At 71.0% G+C, this 17,312-nt stretch carries 15 protein-coding genes, 1 tRNA gene and 1 pseudogene; 15 read left to right on the forward strand and 2 right to left on the reverse strand.

The genetic code is table 11. The features are described 5' to 3' along the window. Positions 1-166: 166 nt before the first annotated feature. The 8 genes and pseudogenes from RKD23_RS25160 (at position 167) to RKD23_RS25195 (ending at position 10,062) form a co-directional block, all read left to right on the forward strand. Positions 167-456: pseudogene (locus RKD23_RS25160) on the forward strand (hypothetical protein). Positions 457-846: 390 nt separating this feature from the next. Next, complete coding sequence (locus RKD23_RS25165) at positions 847-2,346, forward strand: SDR family NAD(P)-dependent oxidoreductase (RefSeq protein WP_424855727.1); 1,500 nt, start codon at positions 847-849, stop codon at positions 2,344-2,346. Between the two features lie 197 nt (positions 2,347-2,543). Continuing rightward, entirely contained in the window at positions 2,544-4,628 is a 2,085-nt protein-coding gene (locus RKD23_RS25170; protein WP_424855728.1) for a CDP-glycerol glycerophosphotransferase family protein, read from the forward strand. A gap of 220 nt (positions 4,629-4,848) precedes the next feature. Continuing rightward, the gene (proB, locus tag RKD23_RS25175; RefSeq protein WP_424855729.1) at positions 4,849-5,976 is read left to right on the forward strand and encodes a glutamate 5-kinase; all 1,128 of its coding nucleotides are present in this window, start codon (positions 4,849-4,851) and stop codon (positions 5,974-5,976) included. 187 nt (positions 5,977-6,163) lie between these two features. Further along, on the forward strand, positions 6,164-6,610 hold the full coding sequence (locus tag RKD23_RS25180; RefSeq protein WP_424855730.1) for a hypothetical protein: 447 nt from the start codon (positions 6,164-6,166) through the stop codon (positions 6,608-6,610). A gap of 166 nt (positions 6,611-6,776) precedes the next feature. Then, positions 6,777-8,063, forward strand: coding sequence for a glutamate-5-semialdehyde dehydrogenase (locus tag RKD23_RS25185; RefSeq protein WP_424855731.1), 1,287 nt, complete (start codon positions 6,777-6,779; stop codon positions 8,061-8,063). Between the two features lie 104 nt (positions 8,064-8,167). Next, positions 8,168-8,818, forward strand: coding sequence for a hypothetical protein (locus RKD23_RS25190; protein ID WP_424855732.1), 651 nt, complete (start codon positions 8,168-8,170; stop codon positions 8,816-8,818). 170 nt (positions 8,819-8,988) lie between these two features. Continuing rightward, complete coding sequence (locus tag RKD23_RS25195) at positions 8,989-10,062, forward strand: hypothetical protein (RefSeq protein WP_424855733.1); 1,074 nt, start codon at positions 8,989-8,991, stop codon at positions 10,060-10,062. A 482-nt stretch (positions 10,063-10,544) separates the two neighbouring features. Here RKD23_RS25195 and RKD23_RS25200 read toward each other — a convergent pair whose 3' ends face one another. Continuing rightward, a complete protein-coding gene (locus RKD23_RS25200) occupies positions 10,545-11,696 on the reverse strand; it encodes a M48 family metallopeptidase (RefSeq protein WP_424855734.1) in 1,152 nt (383 codons plus the stop codon). A 128-nt stretch (positions 11,697-11,824) separates the two neighbouring features. Between RKD23_RS25200 and RKD23_RS25205 the strand changes: the two genes are divergently transcribed. The 7 genes from RKD23_RS25205 to RKD23_RS25235 all read left to right on the forward strand — a co-directional run bounded on the left by RKD23_RS25205 (position 11,825) and on the right by RKD23_RS25235 (position 16,316). Beyond that, on the forward strand, positions 11,825-11,986 hold the full coding sequence (locus RKD23_RS25205; protein WP_424855735.1) for a hypothetical protein: 162 nt from the start codon (positions 11,825-11,827) through the stop codon (positions 11,984-11,986). A gap of 164 nt (positions 11,987-12,150) precedes the next feature. After that, on the forward strand, positions 12,151-12,315 hold the full coding sequence (locus RKD23_RS25210; RefSeq protein WP_424855736.1) for a hypothetical protein: 165 nt from the start codon (positions 12,151-12,153) through the stop codon (positions 12,313-12,315). An 80-nt stretch (positions 12,316-12,395) separates the two neighbouring features. Then, the gene (gene nadD / locus RKD23_RS25215; RefSeq protein WP_424855737.1) at positions 12,396-13,100 is read left to right on the forward strand and encodes a nicotinate-nucleotide adenylyltransferase; all 705 of its coding nucleotides are present in this window, start codon (positions 12,396-12,398) and stop codon (positions 13,098-13,100) included. A gap of 16 nt (positions 13,101-13,116) precedes the next feature. Further along, positions 13,117-14,922 (forward strand): LytR C-terminal domain-containing protein, encoded by a 1,806-nt coding sequence (locus RKD23_RS25220; protein WP_424855738.1) that lies wholly within the window; start codon positions 13,117-13,119, stop codon positions 14,920-14,922. A 101-nt stretch (positions 14,923-15,023) separates the two neighbouring features. Beyond that, positions 15,024-15,470: a ribosome silencing factor gene (rsfS, locus tag RKD23_RS25225; protein WP_404035445.1), complete on the forward strand. Its 447-nt coding sequence runs from the start codon at positions 15,024-15,026 to the stop codon at positions 15,468-15,470. Continuing rightward, positions 15,467-16,138, forward strand: a complete 672-nt coding sequence (locus tag RKD23_RS25230; RefSeq protein WP_424855739.1) for a histidine phosphatase family protein — start codon at positions 15,467-15,469, stop codon at positions 16,136-16,138. Before rsfS ends, RKD23_RS25230 begins: the two co-directional genes overlap by 4 nt. A 105-nt stretch (positions 16,139-16,243) precedes the next feature. Further along, positions 16,244-16,316 (forward strand) — tRNA-Ala (locus tag RKD23_RS25235). A gap of 72 nt (positions 16,317-16,388) precedes the next feature. Here the strand turns inward: RKD23_RS25235 and RKD23_RS25240 are convergent. Further along, positions 16,389-17,255 carry a helix-turn-helix transcriptional regulator gene (locus tag RKD23_RS25240; protein ID WP_424855740.1) on the reverse strand — a complete coding sequence of 289 codons (867 nt, stop codon included), beginning with the start codon at positions 17,253-17,255 and terminating at the stop codon, positions 16,389-16,391. Positions 17,256-17,312: the final 57 nt, after the last annotated feature.

The following is a 17,312-nucleotide window of genomic DNA, read 5'->3' on the forward strand; positions in this document are numbered from 1 at the left end:
GCCTCACGGGATAAGTGAACTGACGGGCGGTCCGCGTTCTGCGCGGGCCGCCCGTTTCCGTTGCTCTGCTTGTCGTGCTCGCGCTCCTCCCTGTTCAGTGGCCGGTCCACGCCGCCGTGGGAGCTCCCCGACTGTCCGAGTGACAGCGAAGACAGGGGAGTTGCCGATGACACGCGTGACCGGAGCTCGGTCGCGGGACCGACGCCTTCTGCTGACCGCGGGCGCGGCCGTGCTCGGCACCGCCGCCTCGGCGCAGCTGTGGCTGCCGGAGAGCGCCGCGCGTGCCGTGGAAGCCCCCTGCCGGACGGGGTGTTCAGCCTCGGCGTGGCCTCCGGCGACACCCTGCCCGACGCCCGCATCCGCGTCGTCGACACCGTGCGGCAGCCGACGTCCGCCGGGAGCACCCTGGCCCGGCTGCGGGTGGAGGCCGGGCGGCCCGGGGTCCAGGCCGGGTGAGCCGTACGGGCGAGTTGGGCGGGTGAGCCGTACGGCGACGGCCGGGCGGGGGAGTCGTACGAGAAGTCGATTGCCGCGGAATCGAGTTCCCGAATTCCGCGGCAATCGGTCCGGCGGGCGCGCCGCGTTCTCGGCATGTACGCAACGAACCGGTGATGTATATGAAGAAGACCTGCACCTGTGCGCCACGGAGTGAAGATCCGTTTCCGCGGAGTGGAGTAACTCACAGGAATTCCATGGCCCGCACTCGGGAATGATCCGTCAATCACCGTGAGCGCAAGGTGAATGACAGGTTGCGTACGCATATGAGGTGAAGGACACCCGCCTTGCATCGCGGTGACGGAGAGTGGGACGATTTCGAAGTCCCTGTCGCCCCGAGGTAGGTCATCTGTGTCCCAGCCGCTAGCCAAGCCCCGCACGACCGCCGTCGTCCTCGCCGGTGGTACCGGTCAGCGCGTGGGTCTGTCGATCCCCAAGCAGCTGTTGAAGATCGCCGGCAAGGCGGTCATCGAGCACACCCTGACCTCCTTCGAGAACGCGGATTCGGTCGACGACGTCATCGTGTTGATGGCCCCCGGCTATGTGCCCGATATCGAGCGGATCGTCGACAAGGCCGGATTCCGCAAGGTCCGCCGGATCATCGAGGGCGGCGCCACCCGCAACGAGACGACCGAGCGCGCCATCGAGGCCCTGGGCGAGGGACTGGCCGAGGGCGAGGACGTCAACGTCCTCTTCCACGACGCCGTACGTCCGCTGCTGTCGCAGCGCGTCATCGACGACTGTGTCGCCGCGCTGGAGCGCTACCAGGCCGTCGACGTGGCGATCCCGTCCGCGGACACGATCATCGTGACCCGCACCCACGGCGAGGACGGCGAGTTCATCACCGAGATCCCGGACCGCTCCCGGCTGCGCCGCGGCCAGACCCCGCAGGCCTTCAAGCTGTCCACGATCCGGCACGCCTACGAGATCGCCGCCGGCGACCCGCACTTCCAGGCCACCGACGACTGCTCCGTCGTACTGAAGTACCTGCCCGACGTGCCCATCCACGTCGTGGCGGGTGACGAGTACAACATGAAGGTCACCCAGCCCGTCGACGTCTTCATCGCCGACAAGCTCTTCCAGCTCGGCTCCACCGCCGCGCCCGAGCCGACCGGCGAGGAGGCCTACCGCGAGCTGCTGACCGGCAAGACCGTCGTCGTCTTCGGCGGCTCGTACGGCATCGGCAAGGACATCGCCGAGCTGGCCGGGTCCTACGGCGCCGAGGTGTACGCGCTCGGCCGCTCCACCACCGGCACCCATGTGGAGAACCCCGAGGAGGTGGACGACGCGCTGTCCAAGGCGTACGCCGAGACCGGGCGCATCGACTACGTCGTGAACACCGCGGGTGTCCTGCGCATCGGCAAACTCGCCGAGACCGACAACGCCACCATTCAGGAGGCGCTGCGGGTGAACTATCTCGCGCCCGTGCAGATCGCGCGGTCGGCGTACAAATACCTGGCCGAGACCAAGGGGCAGCTGCTGCTGTACACCTCCAGCAGCTACACCCGCGGCCGCGCCGAATACAGCCTCTACTCCTCCACCAAGGCGGCCATGGTGAATCTCACCCAGGCGCTGGCGGACGAGTGGGCCGCGGACGGCGTCCGGGTCAACTGCATCAACCCCGAGCGCACCGCCACGCCGATGCGGACCAAGGCTTTCGGCCAGGAGCCGACGCACAGTCTGCTCTCCTCCGAGGCCGTCGCCCGCACCTCCCTCGACGTGCTGCTCTCCGAGCTCACGGGGCATGTCATCGACGTCCGCCAGCAGGACCCGACGGCGGCCGCGGGCAAGGCCTCGGGATTCGAGCAGGCGCTGGCGAGCGTCCTGGACCGACAGGACGGCATGGCATAATCGAGATCAATTAGCTTTCTTTCATTCAGGCCTCTGTGATGTCCGTTCGGGAGTCGTTCGGAAAGCATTCGCAGGGGCCTGAATCCGTAAATTTCGGGAAAGTGACCCTCATGTTTTTCCGATTTTACGGAGACCGGCTCCAGTCGGTCGACGGACGCAGGACTTTTACCACAGGTACCCCACAGAGCAGGTTCTCCGTGATAACCACCGCTATTCGCGTAGCCCGGGTCGGCAGCGCGGCCGAACTGGCCGCAGCGGTCCTCCTGGCGCTGGCCTTCCCGGCACTCATGGTGGCCGCGCTCGTGCCGAGCGTGCCCGCCTTCGTCGCCGCGGCCGCCGTGACGTACCTGGCGGACCACTATCTGCACCACAAGGGCAGTTATCTGATCAACCGCCTCAGCAAGGTGCGCGCGGGTCTGTCGATCCGCTTTCTGATCAGGCAGCTGCTTCTCGTCCTGCTGCTGTCCCGACTGGACCTCTCGGACAGTGTGATCTTCTACAGCACGGTCGCCTGTTTCATCGCGTTCTACGGCCTCCAGGCCCCGCACGGCGCGCTGGTCACCCTGATCCGCAACCGCCGCAGGCTGCCGGTCGTCACCCGCAACATCGACCTGGCCTCGCGCATCCGCATCCCCGACGCCCCGCCGCGCGCCCTGCTGCACCGCTCCGCGGAGAAGGTGCTCCACCTCGACCTGTTCGCGGTCGTCGGGATACTGCTCGCCGCCGGCACCGGCAGCGACCTGGTCGGCTTCGTCGGCATCGTCCTCACGCTGGTGCTGGCCGCCGCCTACGACCTGGCCCTCGCGCCGTACGTGCGCGGCGACAGAATCCCGCCGAACGCCGAGAAGGTCCTGGACGCCGTCGACGCGTGGCTGCGCGCCTACCGGCCCGAGACGGTGCTGTACTTCTCCGGCTCCAAGGACTCCGCCTACCAGGTCAACATGTGGCTCCAGACCATGGAGCAGCTCGACTCCACCCCGCTGATCATCCTGCGCGAGCGCACGATAATGGAGCGCCTCACGCCCACCACCGTGCCCGTCCTGTGCGTGCCCGGCGGCGTGCATCTGATGAACATGGACCTGTCGACCGTGCGGGTCGCGCTGTACGCGGCGAACGTCGGCAAGAACATCCACATGCTGCGCGTGCCCACCATGAAGCACGTCTTCATCGGCCACGGCGACAGCGACAAGCTCGCCAGCGTCAACCCCTTCAGCAAGGTCTACGACGAGGTGTGGACCGCCGGCCGCGCGGGCCGCGACCGCTACGCCATCGCGGATGTCGGCGTCCGCGACGACGACATCGTCGAGGTCGGCCGCCCCCAGCTCGCGCCCATCCGGACCTGGCAGGGCGTGCCGGAGGGCCGTATGCCCACCGTCCTGTACGCGCCCACCTGGGAGGGCTGGGACGACAACCCCGGCAACACCTCGCTCGTGCTGGCCGGCGAGAACATCGTGAAGGCGCTCGTGCAGGCCGACCCGCCGGTGCGTGTCCTGTACAAGCCGCACCCCTTCACCGGCACGGTCAGCGCCCAGGCCAAGGCCGCCCACCAGCGCATCACCGCCCTCGTCGAGCAGGCCGCCGCCGAGCGCGTCGCCGACCCGGCCCTCGCGGCGGACCCGGAGGCGTCCGCGCACGCCCGGGCCGAGCTGGCCCGCATCGAGTCCCGCCTGGCCGAGCTGACCGGCTCCACCGAGGCGCGCGACGAGGCCGAGGCCACACGTGACGGACTCGTCGACATCGAGCGGCACCAGGAGATCGCCCGGCTGCGCACCGAGTGGAACGCCGCCTACTGGCGAGCCTTCCCCGCCTGGGAGCACCGGGTCATCACGGGCGCCGAGCCGCATCTGTACGACTGCTTCAACGTCTCCGACGCGATGGTCTCCGACATCTCCTCCGTCGTCTCCGACTTCATCGCCAGCGGCAAGCCGTACGCCGTCACGGACTCGGCCGGGCTCGGCGCGGAGGAGTTCAAGCGGCAGAACACCGCCGTGCGAGCCGCGGTGATCCTCTCCAACAGCGCCGCCGAGATGGGCGCCCTGCTGGACGCCGTCCGCGATCCGGCGACGGACCCGCTCGCCGAGGAGCGGGCCGAGCTCAAGCGGTACCTGCTCGGTCCGGACGAGCCGAAGTCCATCGACCAGTTCGACACCGCGGTCGCGAACCTCGCGCTGAAGGCGGAGAGCCGGAATCTGGGGCAGACGGCCAGGGCCGCGGCGATGGAGGCGGGGGCCGGGGCCGAGGGTGCGGGCGTCGTTGAGGCCGAGGCGGGCCGGGCGGGGTAGTGGCCCCGGGGCCGATGGTGGCTTCACGTACGGCCCCGCCGCGTGTCGCAGCGGGCCCGCTCGGTGTGGGCCGCGTGTCGTCGGGCCACCTGCCGGGTGGCCGCAGGACCCGTGGGGTGATGGGGTGATTCCGGGGGTTGGAACTCCCGCGCGTGAGGCGTTTCCCTTCGCGTACATTGCGGGCGAGTGATCCAAGAGCTGTGAGGGGACGGAAAAGCGAGTGTCAGGGGCAAGGCAGGCCGTGCGCGAGGCCCACAGGATCGTCGTCAAGGTGGGTTCTTCGTCGCTGACCACCGCCTCCGGCGGGCTCGACGCCGACCGGGTCGACGCGCTCGTCGACGTCCTCGCCAAGAGCCGCAGCGGAGGTGAGAAGGAGATCGTCCTGGTCTCCTCCGGCGCCATCGCCGCCGGGCTCGCCCCGCTGGGCCTGCGCCGCCGCCCCAAGGACCTCGCCCGCCAGCAGGCCGCCGCCAGCGTCGGCCAGGGCCTGCTCGTCGCCCGCTACACCGCCTCCTGCGCCCGCTACGGCATCCGCGTCGGCCAGGTGCTGCTCACCTCCGACGACATGAGCCGCCGCGCCCACCACCGCAACGCCTCCCGCACCCTCGACAAGCTCCTCGCGATGGGCGCGCTGCCCATCGTCAACGAGAACGACACCGTCGCCACCGACGAGATCCGCTTCGGCGACAACGACCGGCTCGCCGCGCTCGTGGCGCACCTGGTGCGCGCCGACCTGCTCGTGCTGCTGTCCGACGTGGACGGCGTGTACGACGGCGACCCGAGCAAACCGGGCACCTCGCGGATCGCCGAGGTGCGGGGCCCCGCCGACCTGGAGCACGTCGAGATCGGCAGCGCCGGCAAGGCCGGCGTCGGCACCGGCGGCATGGTCACCAAGGTGGAGGCGGCCCGGATCGCCGCCGCGGCCGGCATCCCCGTCGTCCTCACCAGCGCCGTCCACGCCGCCGAGGCCCTCACCGGCCAGGACACCGGCACCTACTTCCACTCCACCGGCAAGCGTTCCGCCGACCGGCTGCTGTGGCTCCAGCACGCCTCCGCCCCGCAGGGCGCGCTCATCCTCGACGACGGGGCCGTACGGGCCGTCGTAGAGGGCCGCAAGTCGCTGCTGCCGGCCGGTATCGCCGCCGTCGAGGGCGACTTCAGCGCCGGTGACCCGGTCGAGCTGCGCGACGGGCAGGGGCGCGCCGTCGCCCGCGGGCTCGTCAACTTCGATGCCAAGGAGATCCCCCTTCTGATCGGACGCTCCACCCACGAGCTGGCCGCCGAACTGGGACCGGGGTACGAACGCGAGGTCGTACACAGGGACGACCTCGTCCTCCTGCACCCGTAAAAGAGCCGGAAAGGTCCGCCCCCGGCGGGGGACGTTCCGTAAAACCGCCCCACAGAGGCTTGCGGCCTGCTCAACTTTGTGTGAGGGACGCGTTCTGGGAGCAGTTTCGCCCAGGCGCGACATGGGCCCGTCGGGGCGCCCGGTCGTTGCCGGGCGGCCCCCGGCACTGCGGAGTAAGGAGGCCGTCGTGAGACGAGTGCGCCCTGGGGCGGCGGCGTCCCGCGCGGCCGGCGAAGAGCGCGCCCTGACCAGCGTGGCGGCGGGCGACCGGTACGAAGGGGAGCAGGTCGACCTGCCCCGGCTGTGGCACATCACTCTCAGCGTCTCCGGCGAACCCGCCCCGCTGAAGGAGGTGCGGCGGGCGCTGGAGCAGCTCGCACACGACCACCCCTTTCTGCTGACCAGCCGGTACGCCGACGACCACGCCGAGATCCGGTACTGGGAGGAGGCCCGCGATCTGCACGACGCCGCCGCGGTTGCGCTCCGCCTGTGGGGCGAGCATCGGCAGACCGCGGGGTTGCCGCCGTGGGAGATCGTCGGCCTCGAGGTCATCGACCGGGACACGTACCACCAGCGGATCTCGGAGGGGTACGGGCCGCCGCCGGCCACGCCGGTGGGAGTGCACCCCTACTGAGCCGACGGGGTTCGTGGGGGCTGGTCGCTGTCGTTCGCCGGGTGCACGTCGTACGTGGCTGGTCGCGCAGTTCCCCGCGCCCCTGGGGGACGTGCAGTGGGAGCCCGTGTCTCGGGCTGTGGGACGTCGCGTGGAAGGGTGCCCCGGGCGCACTACCCTTTCTTGCATGACCACGCTCTCCCCGTACGACTCCATCTCCCCGGTCACCCAGGCCGCCTACCGGGCCAAGGCCGCCGCCGCCACGCTCGCGCCGCTGCCGCGGGCGGACAAGGACGACGCGCTGCTGGCCATCGCGGACGCGCTGGAGGTCCGCACGAGCGAGATCGTCGAGGCCAACGCCCTGGACCTCGCCAAGGCCCGTGAGAACGGCATGAGCGAGGGCATGGTCGACCGGCTCACCCTCACCCCGGAGCGGGTGCGGGCCATCGCCGCCGACGTACGGGACGTCGCCGCCCTGCCCGACCCGGTCGGTGAGGTCGTCCGCGGCTCCACCCTCCCCAACGGCATCGACCTGCGCCAGGTCCGCGTCCCGCTCGGTGTCGTCGGCATCATCTACGAGGGCCGCCCCAACGTCACCGTCGACGCCGCCGCCCTGTGCCTGAAGTCCGGCAACGCGGTCCTGCTGCGCGGCTCGTCCTCGGCGTACCAGTCGAACTCCGCCCTGGTGCGGGTCCTGCGCGACGCCGTGGGCGGCGCCGGGCTGCCCGCCGACGCCATCCAGCTGGTGCCCGGCGAGAGCCGCGACAGCGTGCGCGAGCTGATGCGCGCCCGCGGCCTGGTCGACGTGCTGATCCCGCGCGGCGGCGCCTCGCTGATCAACACCGTCGTGCAGGAGTCCGTCGTCCCCGTCATCGAGACCGGCACCGGCAACTGCCACGTCTACGTCGACGCCGCCGCCGACCTCGACATGGCCGTCGAGATCCTGATCAACTCCAAGGCCCAGCGCGTCGGCGTCTGCAACGCCGCCGAGACCGTTCTGGTCCACCAGGACATCGCCGCCGAGTTCCTGCCGCGCGCCCTGGACGCCCTCGCCGAGGCGGGCGTGACCGTGCACGCCGACGACCGGGTCATGGCCTACGCCAAGGACTCCCGGGCCACCGTCGTCGAGGCCACCGCGGAGGACTGGGAGACCGAGTACCTGTCCTACGACATCGCCGCCGCGGTCGTCGACTCGCTCGACCGGGCCGTGGAGCACATCCGGCTGTGGACCTCCGGCCACACCGAGGCCATCGTCACCACCTCCCAGCAGGCCGCCCGCCGCTTCACCCAGCTGGTCGACTCCACCACCGTCGCCGTGAACGCCTCCACCCGCTTCACCGACGGCGGCCAGTTCGGCTTCGGCGCGGAGATCGGCATCTCCACCCAGAAGCTGCATGCCCGCGGCCCGATGGGCCTGCCGGAGCTGACCAGCACGAAGTACATCGTCACCGGCGACGGGCACGTACGGCGCTGAGCCGTCCGCTGATCGGTCCGCTGTTCCGGACTGATCCGGGCTGTTGAACCGGGCTGGTCCAGGCTGGTCCGGGCTGCGGAGAATTTCCGTACCGTCTGCCCAAAATGACCCCCCAGGTCTACTCTGGACCCGTGCCGGAGGACGTGGGGGGTACGCCGTTTCCCGACGGCTGGGAGCCCGACGACGACCACGACCGCGGGGTGTCGGACGAAGAGTTCGCCTCCGTGGTCTTCGACGAGGCCTTCGTACGGGCGGCCGAAGTACATGAGCCGACCGCCGTCGAACGCCTCCTGGCCGCCGCGCAGGCCAGAGCCGAGGCCTCCGAGGCCGAGGCCGCCCGCCGCGCCCACGGCGGCAGCGACCACTACGGCGACGGCCACGGCCCCGACGGCAGGCCCCACCGCACCGGATTCGGCCATGATCCGGACCTCGACGATCTGGACGACCCGGACATCCTGGAGGGCCGCTACGGCTTCGCCGGACCCTACGGCCGGTACGGCCGGTACGGCCGCTGGCACCGGCCCGTCGCCTGGGTGCTCGCGCTCGTGATGGGTGTCGGCATGGTCGTCCTGGCCTTCGCGGCCGTCTACCGAGGCGCCTCCTCGGGCCGCCAGGACCCGGCCCCGCCGCCCGCCACCACCGAGCTGGAGCAGGGTGGCGCGGCTTCCCGGCTGGAACAGGGCGGCACGGCCTCCCCGCCCGCCTCAGCCGAACCGCCCCGGCCGGTCGTCTCGACGGTCCCGCCCCCACCCTGATCCGGACCCCCGCGCAGGGTCCCGTCCGGGTCCCGCTGTCTCTGTCCAGGAGCCCCCGCGCGAGCCCCTCACCAGTCCCGTCCGAGCCCTGCCGGACCTGGTGAGAACCTGTCAGAACTTGTCGTGTACCAGGGCGTTTACCGGGCCTTCCGGAGACCTACCCTGAAGGTATGGGAGGGCCAGGAGAGCCACCGGAGGGGACACCCGACGGCGCCCCCGGCGGTGCGGACGACGAGTACCGATCCGTCGTGTTCGACGAGTCGTTCGTCCGTGCTGCCCGCCTCCAGGAGTTCTCCGCCCAGGAGCGCATGGCCGACCATGCGCCCGCCGTCCGCAGCCGCCCGCCGCTGCGCCGCGGCCTGCCCCGCCAGGCGCTCTTTCTCGTCCTGCTGATCGCCCTGGCCTTCGGCACCGCGATCTACATGGGCGTACGGCACCCGTACCAGACCTCCCGCGCCACCTCCCAGCCCACCGAACCGCTGCGGATGACCGTCGTGCCGCTCGCCCCGCACGGCAAGGTCCCCGGCGCCACCGTCCCCGCGGAGCTGTTCGCGCACAGCCCCGCCGCCCCGTACCGCGTCGGCGCGGAGGGCATCCCGCTGCCCGCCTCCCGGCGCACGGCGAACTTCTCCGACAGCCAGGTCGTCAGCGCCCTGACCACCGCCAAGGACTACATCGTCCGCTCCTCCCTGTATCCCGAGGTGGTCACCGGCCGGCAGGTCCGTCCGGTGCGTGTGCTTCTCGCTCCCGACCAACTCGCCCAGTTCGACGAGAGTTTCGCCCGCCCCGCCGCCGATGGCCTGCACGCGCCCACCGGCTGGCTGATCCGCTTCGACCCCTCCGACACCGAGCTCGCCGACCGCGGGATCCGGGTCCGCGGCACGCTCCACGCCGTCGAGGCCGACGCCTCCACGCTGGAGGTCACCGCGGACCACACCTTCGTGTACGCCCTGCGGCCCGCCGATGCCGGGCCCGGTGCCAAGGCGTCGCTGTTCACCGTCCGCCGTGAGCTGCGCTTCCGCTTCGACCGCGACGACCTGCGGCTGCACCAGGCCCACCTGGCCCTCTCCTCCGTCCAGGCCGGACCGCTGTCCTGCACCGAGGACTCCACCAACCATCTGCGCCCCCTCCTGGCCGGCCAGACCGCCGAGCAGGGCGGCCCCGCGGGCACCAACCCCTTCGCCGGCGGCGTCACCCCCGCGCTGTGCGGGACGCTGGCGGACGAGGCCCAGCCGCGGGTGTGAGGGCGGGGCTGGGGGGAGGGGCCCGGGGGTAGAAGGCCCTGGGGAAGGGAGGGCTGGGGGAGAGGGGCCCCGGGGTGGAGGGTTCTGGGGAAGGGAGGGCTGGGGAGAGGGCCCCGGCGCGGAAGGCCCGGTTGCCGACGGTCCAGGGGCTTGGGTCTCGGGGCAGGAGGCTCGTGGGTAGGTGGGCTGGGGCGGAAGGGCTGGGGAGACCGGCCCGGGGGAGGGCGCTGGCGCTGAGGGGCTGGTTGCATACGGCTCAGAGGAGAGGTCCCCGGGGCAGAGAGCCCCCGGCGAGGGTCCCCGGGAGGGCCCCGGGCGGGAAGGCGCCCGGGTCAGACAGCCCAGGGGAGAGGTCCCCGGGTGCGGAAGGCCCGGGGCAGACGGATCAGGGGGAGAGGTCCCCGGGAAGAGGGCCGGCCCCGGGGAAGGCGGCTCAGGCCGAGAGGTCCCCCGGCAGAGGGCCCTGGGGAAGAGCGCTCGGGTCAGTTCTCGTCGCGCGGAGGCTCGTCCCGTGGGGGCTGGTCCTTCGGCGGGGTGTCGGTCGGCGGGGTGTCCGCGGAGCCGTTCGCTCCGGCTCCGGCGGAACCCGGGCTCGCGCCGAAGCCGCCGAAGCCGCGCCGCACCCGGCTGCCGAGGTCCCCGGCCCCGCCGGCTATGTCGGTGACCAGCTTCATCAGCGGGTCCTTGGAGCTTCTGACATGCCCGGCGTAGTGCGCCGCCGACTCGCGGAAGGAGTCCGAGACCGAGGTGTCCTTGTCCTCGCTGCGCCGCGGGTAGTGGCCGTCCATGATCCGCTGGTAGTCCCGACTGGCCGCCCACTTCTTCAGCTCGGCCGCGCGCACGGTGGCGAACGGGTGGGAACGCGGCAGCACATTGAGGATCTTCAGCACCGAGTCGCGCAGGTCACCGCCCGCCTCGTACTCCTCGGCCTGCTCCAGGAACGCGTCCACGTTCATCTCGTGCAGATGGTTGCCGCCCGCCAGCTTCATCAGGCCGCGCATCGACGCCCGGAGGTCCTGGCCCACCAGCAGTCCGGCCCGGTCGGCGGACAGCTCCGACTTGCGGAACCACTCCCGCAGCGCCGTCACGATCGCCATGACCGCCACATTGCCCAGCGGGATCCACGCCACCCGCAGCGCGAGGTTCGTCAGGAACAGCAGGACCGTCCGGTACACGGAGTGCCCTGACAGCGCGTGGCCGACCTCATGGCCGATCACCGCCCGCATCTCCTCCTCGTCGAGCAGCTCGACGAGCCCCGTGGTGACCACGATGATCGGCTCGTCCAGGCCGATGCACATCGCGTTGGGCTGCGGGTCCTGGTTGACGTACATCGGCGGGACCTTCTCCAGGTCCAGGATGTAACAGGCGTCCCGCAGCATGTCGTTGAGATGTGAGAACTGCCGGTCCGAGACACGCACGGAGTCGGACAGGAACAGCAGCCTCAGGCTTCGCTCGGGCAGCAGCCCGCTCAGTGCCTTGAAGACGGTGTCGAAACCGCTCAGCTTGCGCAGCGCCACCAGCGCGGAGCGGTCCGCGGGATGCTCGTAGGCACGCGAGGAGATCTCCGGAAAGCGCCTGCGCTGCCGGCTGGGCACGTGCTCGTGCCCGGTGTGCTGGTGGCCGTCGTCGGACATGTCTTCCCCCATGTACGTATGAGTGCCGTGCTCTGGAGCGCTGTGCTGTGCCCTCCGTGCCCCGCGGAAGGGCCCAGCCTAGGCCGGGTTACCGTGGACGGGCAGCACAGCGAACGGAGTCCAGCACCATGGAGCACAGTCCCGCAGCCGCCTGGCTGGCCCAGGCCGCAGGTGCCGCCGAGCAGCAGGGAGCGGGAAATCTGCTCCGGGTCGTACTGATCGTGATGGTCGTGGGTGGCGTGTTGACCGCGTGGCTGCTGCTGCGCGGCTACAAAAATAAAGACGACTGACGGCACCGCCGAGTTCCTTCCCGCGCTCGGGACGACCCCGACCTTTCACCTAGGGGTTCGCCCGGACGTCCCCAACGGCGGAGTCGGCGTGAGCCGCATGGAGCCGCCCGCTTACGATGGGCCGACATCTTTATCCCGCCCACACCGGATAGGTCCTGCCGAAGATGAGCTTCCACAGCGCTGCTGCCCAGCTGGTCACCCTCGCCGCCGAGGGCGAGGAGCACGGTGGCAACCACGACAGCCTCAACCCCCTGGTCACCGGAGGCGGCGCGTTCATCATCCTGTTGCTGCTGCTCTGGGTCACCACCCGCTTCAACCGCGACCGCTGAACCCGGGTAAGAGCCCGCAGCGCGGGCAGCGGGGAACCGTCGGCCGACGCCCACAGCCCGGGCCGGTAGGGTCTGCACGCATGGGAGAGCAGGACATGCCTACCGGTCCGGCGCATGAAGCGGCCGACGCCCCGGACACCCGGCACCGCCCGGCAAAGGCACGCATAGGTGGCCCCGGGCAGGGCCCGGCCCGCAGCAGCAAGCGCCGGCTCGGCGTCATGGGCGGAACGTTCGATCCGATCCACCACGGTCACCTCGTGGCGGCCAGCGAGGTCGCGGCCCAGTTCCACCTGGACGAGGTGGTGTTCGTCCCCACCGGCCAGCCCTGGCAGAAGTCCCACCGCAACGTCTCCGCCGCCGAGGACCGCTATCTGATGACGGTCATCGCGACCGCCGAGAACCCGCAGTTCTCCGTCAGCCGCATCGACATCGACCGCGGCGGCCCCACCTACACCGTGGACACCCTGCGCGACCTGCGCGCGCTCAACCCGGACACGGACCTGTTCTTCATCACCGGCGCCGACGCCCTGGACCAGATCCTCACCTGGCGCGACACGGAGGAGCTCTTCTCCCTCGCGCACTTCATCGGTGTCACCCGGCCCGGCCACCACCTGGCGGACCCCGGCCTGCCGGAGGGCGGCGTCTCCTTCGTCGAGGTTCCCGCCCTCGCCATCTCCTCCACGGACTGCCGTGCGAGAGTCGCCAAGGGCGACCCCGTCTGGTATCTGGTGCCGGACGGAGTCGTGCGCTACATCGCCAAACGAGAGCTGTACCGCGGCGAGTGAGCCGAGAGGGGCACCGGTGAACGACCGATACGACGCTGGCCACGGGGGCGACCAGTACGAGCTCGTCGGCTACGACGAGTACGGCCGACCTGTGTACCAGCAGGTCGCCCAGCCGCAGCAGGCCCCCGGGCAGGCCTACGACCCTTACGCTCAGCAGGGCTACGGCTACGACCCGTACGCGACGGGCACGCAGCAGCCGGTCCCCTCGTACGACCCCTACGACACCGGTAACCAGCCGCCGGTCCCTGCGTACGACGCCTACGACACCGGCACTCAGCAGCCGGTCCCCTCCTACGACCCGTACGACCCCTACGGCACGAGCGCGCGCACGGCGCCCGGTACGGCCTACGACCCGTACGGCCAGGCCGCGCCCGACGACAGGCAGCCCCGCGTCGCGGAGCAGACCGCCTACATCCCGCAGCAGGCCACACCCGCCCAGGAACCCCAGGCTCCCGGACACCCAGGCGGTCAGGGGAACGGCGGCACCTGGACCGGGTCCGACGGCCACGACCAGGAATCTCAGGGCGACCGCGAAGACGACCGCGACTACCGCACGGAACAGTTCGCCTTCGTCGAGGAGCCCGACGGTGACTCCGAGGACGTCATCGACTGGCTGAAGTTCACCGAGAACCGCACCGAGCGCCGGGAGGAGGCCAAGCGCCGCGCCCGCAGCCGGGTCATCGCCCTCGTCGTCGTGCTCGCGCTGGTCGCGGTCGGCGGCGTCGGCTACCTCTGGTACGCCGGGAAGCTGCCCGGCCTGTCCTCGACGGACACCGACAGAGCCGGCGACACCTCCGTGGCCGCCCAGCAGCGCGATGTGATCGTCCTGCATCTGCACGACACCAAGAAGGGCGGCACCTCCACGGCGCTGCTCGTCGAGAACGCCACCACCAAGCAGGGCACCACCGTGCTGCTGCCCAACTCCCTCGCCCTGACCTCGGACGACGGCACCGCGACCACGCTGTCCAAGTCCGTCGACGACGACGGCTCCTCCGGCACGCGCGAGGCCCTGGACACCGTCCTGGGCACCCAGATCCAGGGCACCTGGCGCCTGGACACGCCCTTCCTGCAGAACCTCGTCGACCTGGTCGGCAACATCGACATCGACACCGACACCGATGTGCCCGACCCGGCCGCCAAGTCCAAGAGCGCGGCGCCGCTCGTCCACAAGGGCGAGAAGCAGACGCTCAGCGGAAAGATGGCCGTCGCCTACGCCACCTATCGCGCCTCCGGTGAGGACGACAACGCGCAGCTCCAGCGGTTCGGGCAGGTCATGCAGGGCGTGCTGCGCAAGCTGTCGTCCGACCCGCAGGCCGCGACCGTCACCGTGCAGACCCTGGCGCAGATCCTCGACCCGTCGCTGACCGACAAGGACCTCGGCACCTTCCTGGCCAAGCTCGCCGACCTGGCCAAGGGCGGCGACTACAAGACGGCGCTGCTGCCCGTCCAGGACGACGGCACGCTGAACACACAGGCCAGCGCCGGTGTGGTCAAGGACATCCTGGGCGGCACCGCGAAGAGCCCCGCCAAGGACGCCGCTGTCCGGGTGTCCGTGCAGAACGCCAGCGGCGCGAAGGACCGCACCGAGAAGGCCCGAGTCGTCCTGCTGAACGGCGGCTTCACCTTCCTGGACGGCGGCTCCGCCTCCGGCACCGAGTCGGAGTCCCAGGTCGTCTACGCCGACGCCGCAGACAAGGAGAACGCCACCGAGGTCGCCAAGACGCTCGGCCTGCCCGCCGGCTCCGTCAGCAAGGGCGAGGTCTCCTCGAACGCGGATGTGACGGTGATCCTCGGCGAGGACTACAGCCCGGCGTCGTCGTAGGCGCCGCTCGGCCGGGGGCTGCCCCGATTTATTGGCGTGGGGTGCCGTCGGCGGTCCGTGAGACCCTTGAGGTCTAGTGACCGCCGACGGAAAGCCATGTAGTGACCGCCACTGACCGCTCTCTCGAGCTCATCACCACCGCCGCGCAGGCGGCAGCCGACAAGCTCGCCCACGACGTCATCGCCTATGACGTCAGCGACGTGCTGTCGATCACGGACGCCTTCCTGCTGGCGTCCGCACCCAACGACCGCCAGGTCAAGTCGATCGTCGACGAGATCGAGGAACGGCTCCTGAAGGAGCTCGGCGCCAAGCCGGTCCGCCGCGAGGGCGACCGCGAGTCCCGCTGGATCCTGCTCGACTACGTCGACATCGTCGTCCACGTGCAGCACAGCGAGGAGCGCATCTTCTACGCCCTGGAGCGGCTGTGGAAGGACTGCCCCGAGATCGAACTGCCCGAGGACGCGAAGGCCACCCGCGGCAAGGCCGAGGAGCACGCCAAGCTGCAGGCCGCCGAGGACGCGGCCGAAGCGGGTGGTGAGTGGCGATGACCACACCGGGTGCCGGGTCCGACCGGACGCCCGGTCGCGGCCGCCGCATCATCCTCTGGCGGCACGGCCAGACATCCTGGAACGTGGAACGCCGCTTCCAGGGCACCACGGACGTCGAGCTCACCGAGACCGGCGTGGCCCAGGCCCGCCGCGCCGCCCGGCTGCTCGCCTCCCTGCGCCCCGACGCGATCGTCTCCTCCGACCTCCAGCGGGCCGCGGACACGGCCGCCGAGCTCTCCGCGCTCACCGGCCTGGACGTCTCACGCGACGAGGCCCTGCGCGAGACGTACGCGGGTGTCTGGCAGGGCCTGACGCACGACGAGATCATCGCCCGCCACGGCGAGGAGTACGCCGCTTGGAAGCGCGGCGAGCCGGTGCGCCGCGGCGGCGGCGAACTGGAGACCGAGGTCGCCGACCGTGCCGCTCCCGTCGTGCTGCGGCACGCCGAGAAGCTGCCCGAGGACGGCACCCTCGTCGTCGTCAGCCACGGCGGCACCATCCGGACCACCCTCGGCCGTCTGCTCGGCCTGGAGGCCCGCAACTGGGAGAGCCTGGGCGGGCTCTCCAACTGCTGCTGGTCCGTCCTCGGCGAGGGCGCCCGCGGCTGGCGCCTGCTCGAGCACAACGCCGGCACCCTGCCCGAGCCGGTCCTCGGCGACGACGACTGAGCCCGCGCACCACGCCCGCGACCCCGCCGGGACCCGGATTTCACTTTCCGGCAGGTCGCAGGCTAAAGTTCTTCTTGTTCGCCCCGCCGAGCGGGAAGAACACAAGGGGCTATAGCTCAGTTGGTAGAGCGCCTGCATGGCATGCAGGAGGTCAGGAGTTCAATTCTCCTTAGCTCCACAGAACGACACTCTGTCGAGTTGTCAAAGAGCAGTGACGAGGATCCCGTCCCCGGTCAGGGGGCGGGATTTTTCATTGCCCCACGGCGGTCCCCGCGATGGCCTGTCGCCGGCAGTGCTCCCGCAGCACCGCCATGCCGCGCACCGTCTCCTCGTCCTCCGGCGTGTAGACGACGATCCGGCACTCCGGCACCCCGTCGATCGACAGCGACTGCGACGTCATCCGCAACTGGCCCACCAGCGCGTGCCGGAACGTCTTCACCCGGCGCCCGGGCAGCTGCACGTCGCCGGACTCCCACAGCCGCGCGAAGAGCGGACTGGCCGCCGACAGCCGGCGTATGAACTCCTCCCAGGCCGGCTCCCCGATATGGGTCCCGTACGCCGCCCGCAGGGTGGCCACCATGACCGGCAGCTCCTCCTCGCGGAACAGCACCGGGCAGGTCTCCTCCGGCTCCTGGAACAGCGTCCACAGCGCGTTCGGCGCCTCGGGGAGCTCGCTGTCCGCGAAGAACAGGTCGAGATAGGCGGTGTTGGTGGCCAGGACGTCGTAGCGCGTGTTGTAGACCACCGCGGGGCGCGGATCGAGGGCGTCGAGGATGCCCTGGATCTCCGGGCCCACGGCCCGCGCCACAGTCCCCGGCGCGGGTACGTACGGCACTTCGGCGAGGTGGTACAGATGCTCCCGCTCCGGCGCGTCCAGCCGCAGTGTGCGCGCCACGGCGTCGAGGACCTGCGCGGAGGCGTTGATCGGGCGTCCCTGCTCCAGCCACGTGTACCAGGTCACCCCGACACCCGAGAGCTGGGCGACCTCCTCGCGGCGCAGCCCCGGTGTGCGGCGCCGCAGGCCCGGCGGCATTCCCACGTCGGCCGGAGTCACCCGGGCGCGCCTGCTGCGCAGAAAGGCGGCCAGCTCGGGCCGGCGGCGCTGTGCGGTTCCCATCTCGTCACGTCCCCCCAGTCGTCACGCGTTCATCGTCCGCGGCGGCCCCCCGCGTTG

The sequence above is a fragment of the Streptomyces sp. SAI-170 genome (genome assembly GCF_049739565.1).
Lineage (GTDB): Bacteria > Actinomycetota > Actinomycetes > Streptomycetales > Streptomycetaceae > Streptomyces.

Bases quoted from the DNA above. Each gene is read 5' to 3' on its own strand.
- RKD23_RS25185 (WP_424855731.1), top strand. From the start codon at position 6,777: ATGACCACGCTCTCCCCGTACGACTCCATCTCCCCGGTCACCCAGGCC.
- RKD23_RS25190 (WP_424855732.1), top strand. From the start codon at position 8,168: ATGACCCCCCAGGTCTACTCTGGACCCGTGCCGGAGGACGTGGGGGGT.
- RKD23_RS25195 (WP_424855733.1), top strand. From the start codon at position 8,989: ATGGGAGGGCCAGGAGAGCCACCGGAGGGGACACCCGACGGCGCCCCC.
- RKD23_RS25200 (WP_424855734.1), bottom strand. From the start codon at position 11,696: ATGTCCGACGACGGCCACCAGCACACCGGGCACGAGCACGTGCCCAGC.
- RKD23_RS25205 (WP_424855735.1), top strand. From the start codon at position 11,825: ATGGAGCACAGTCCCGCAGCCGCCTGGCTGGCCCAGGCCGCAGGTGCC.
- RKD23_RS25210 (WP_424855736.1), top strand. From the start codon at position 12,151: ATGAGCTTCCACAGCGCTGCTGCCCAGCTGGTCACCCTCGCCGCCGAG.
- nadD (WP_424855737.1), top strand. From the start codon at position 12,396: ATGGGAGAGCAGGACATGCCTACCGGTCCGGCGCATGAAGCGGCCGAC.
- RKD23_RS25230 (WP_424855739.1), top strand. From the start codon at position 15,467: ATGACCACACCGGGTGCCGGGTCCGACCGGACGCCCGGTCGCGGCCGC.
- RKD23_RS25240 (WP_424855740.1), bottom strand. From the start codon at position 17,255: ATGGGAACCGCACAGCGCCGCCGGCCCGAGCTGGCCGCCTTTCTGCGC.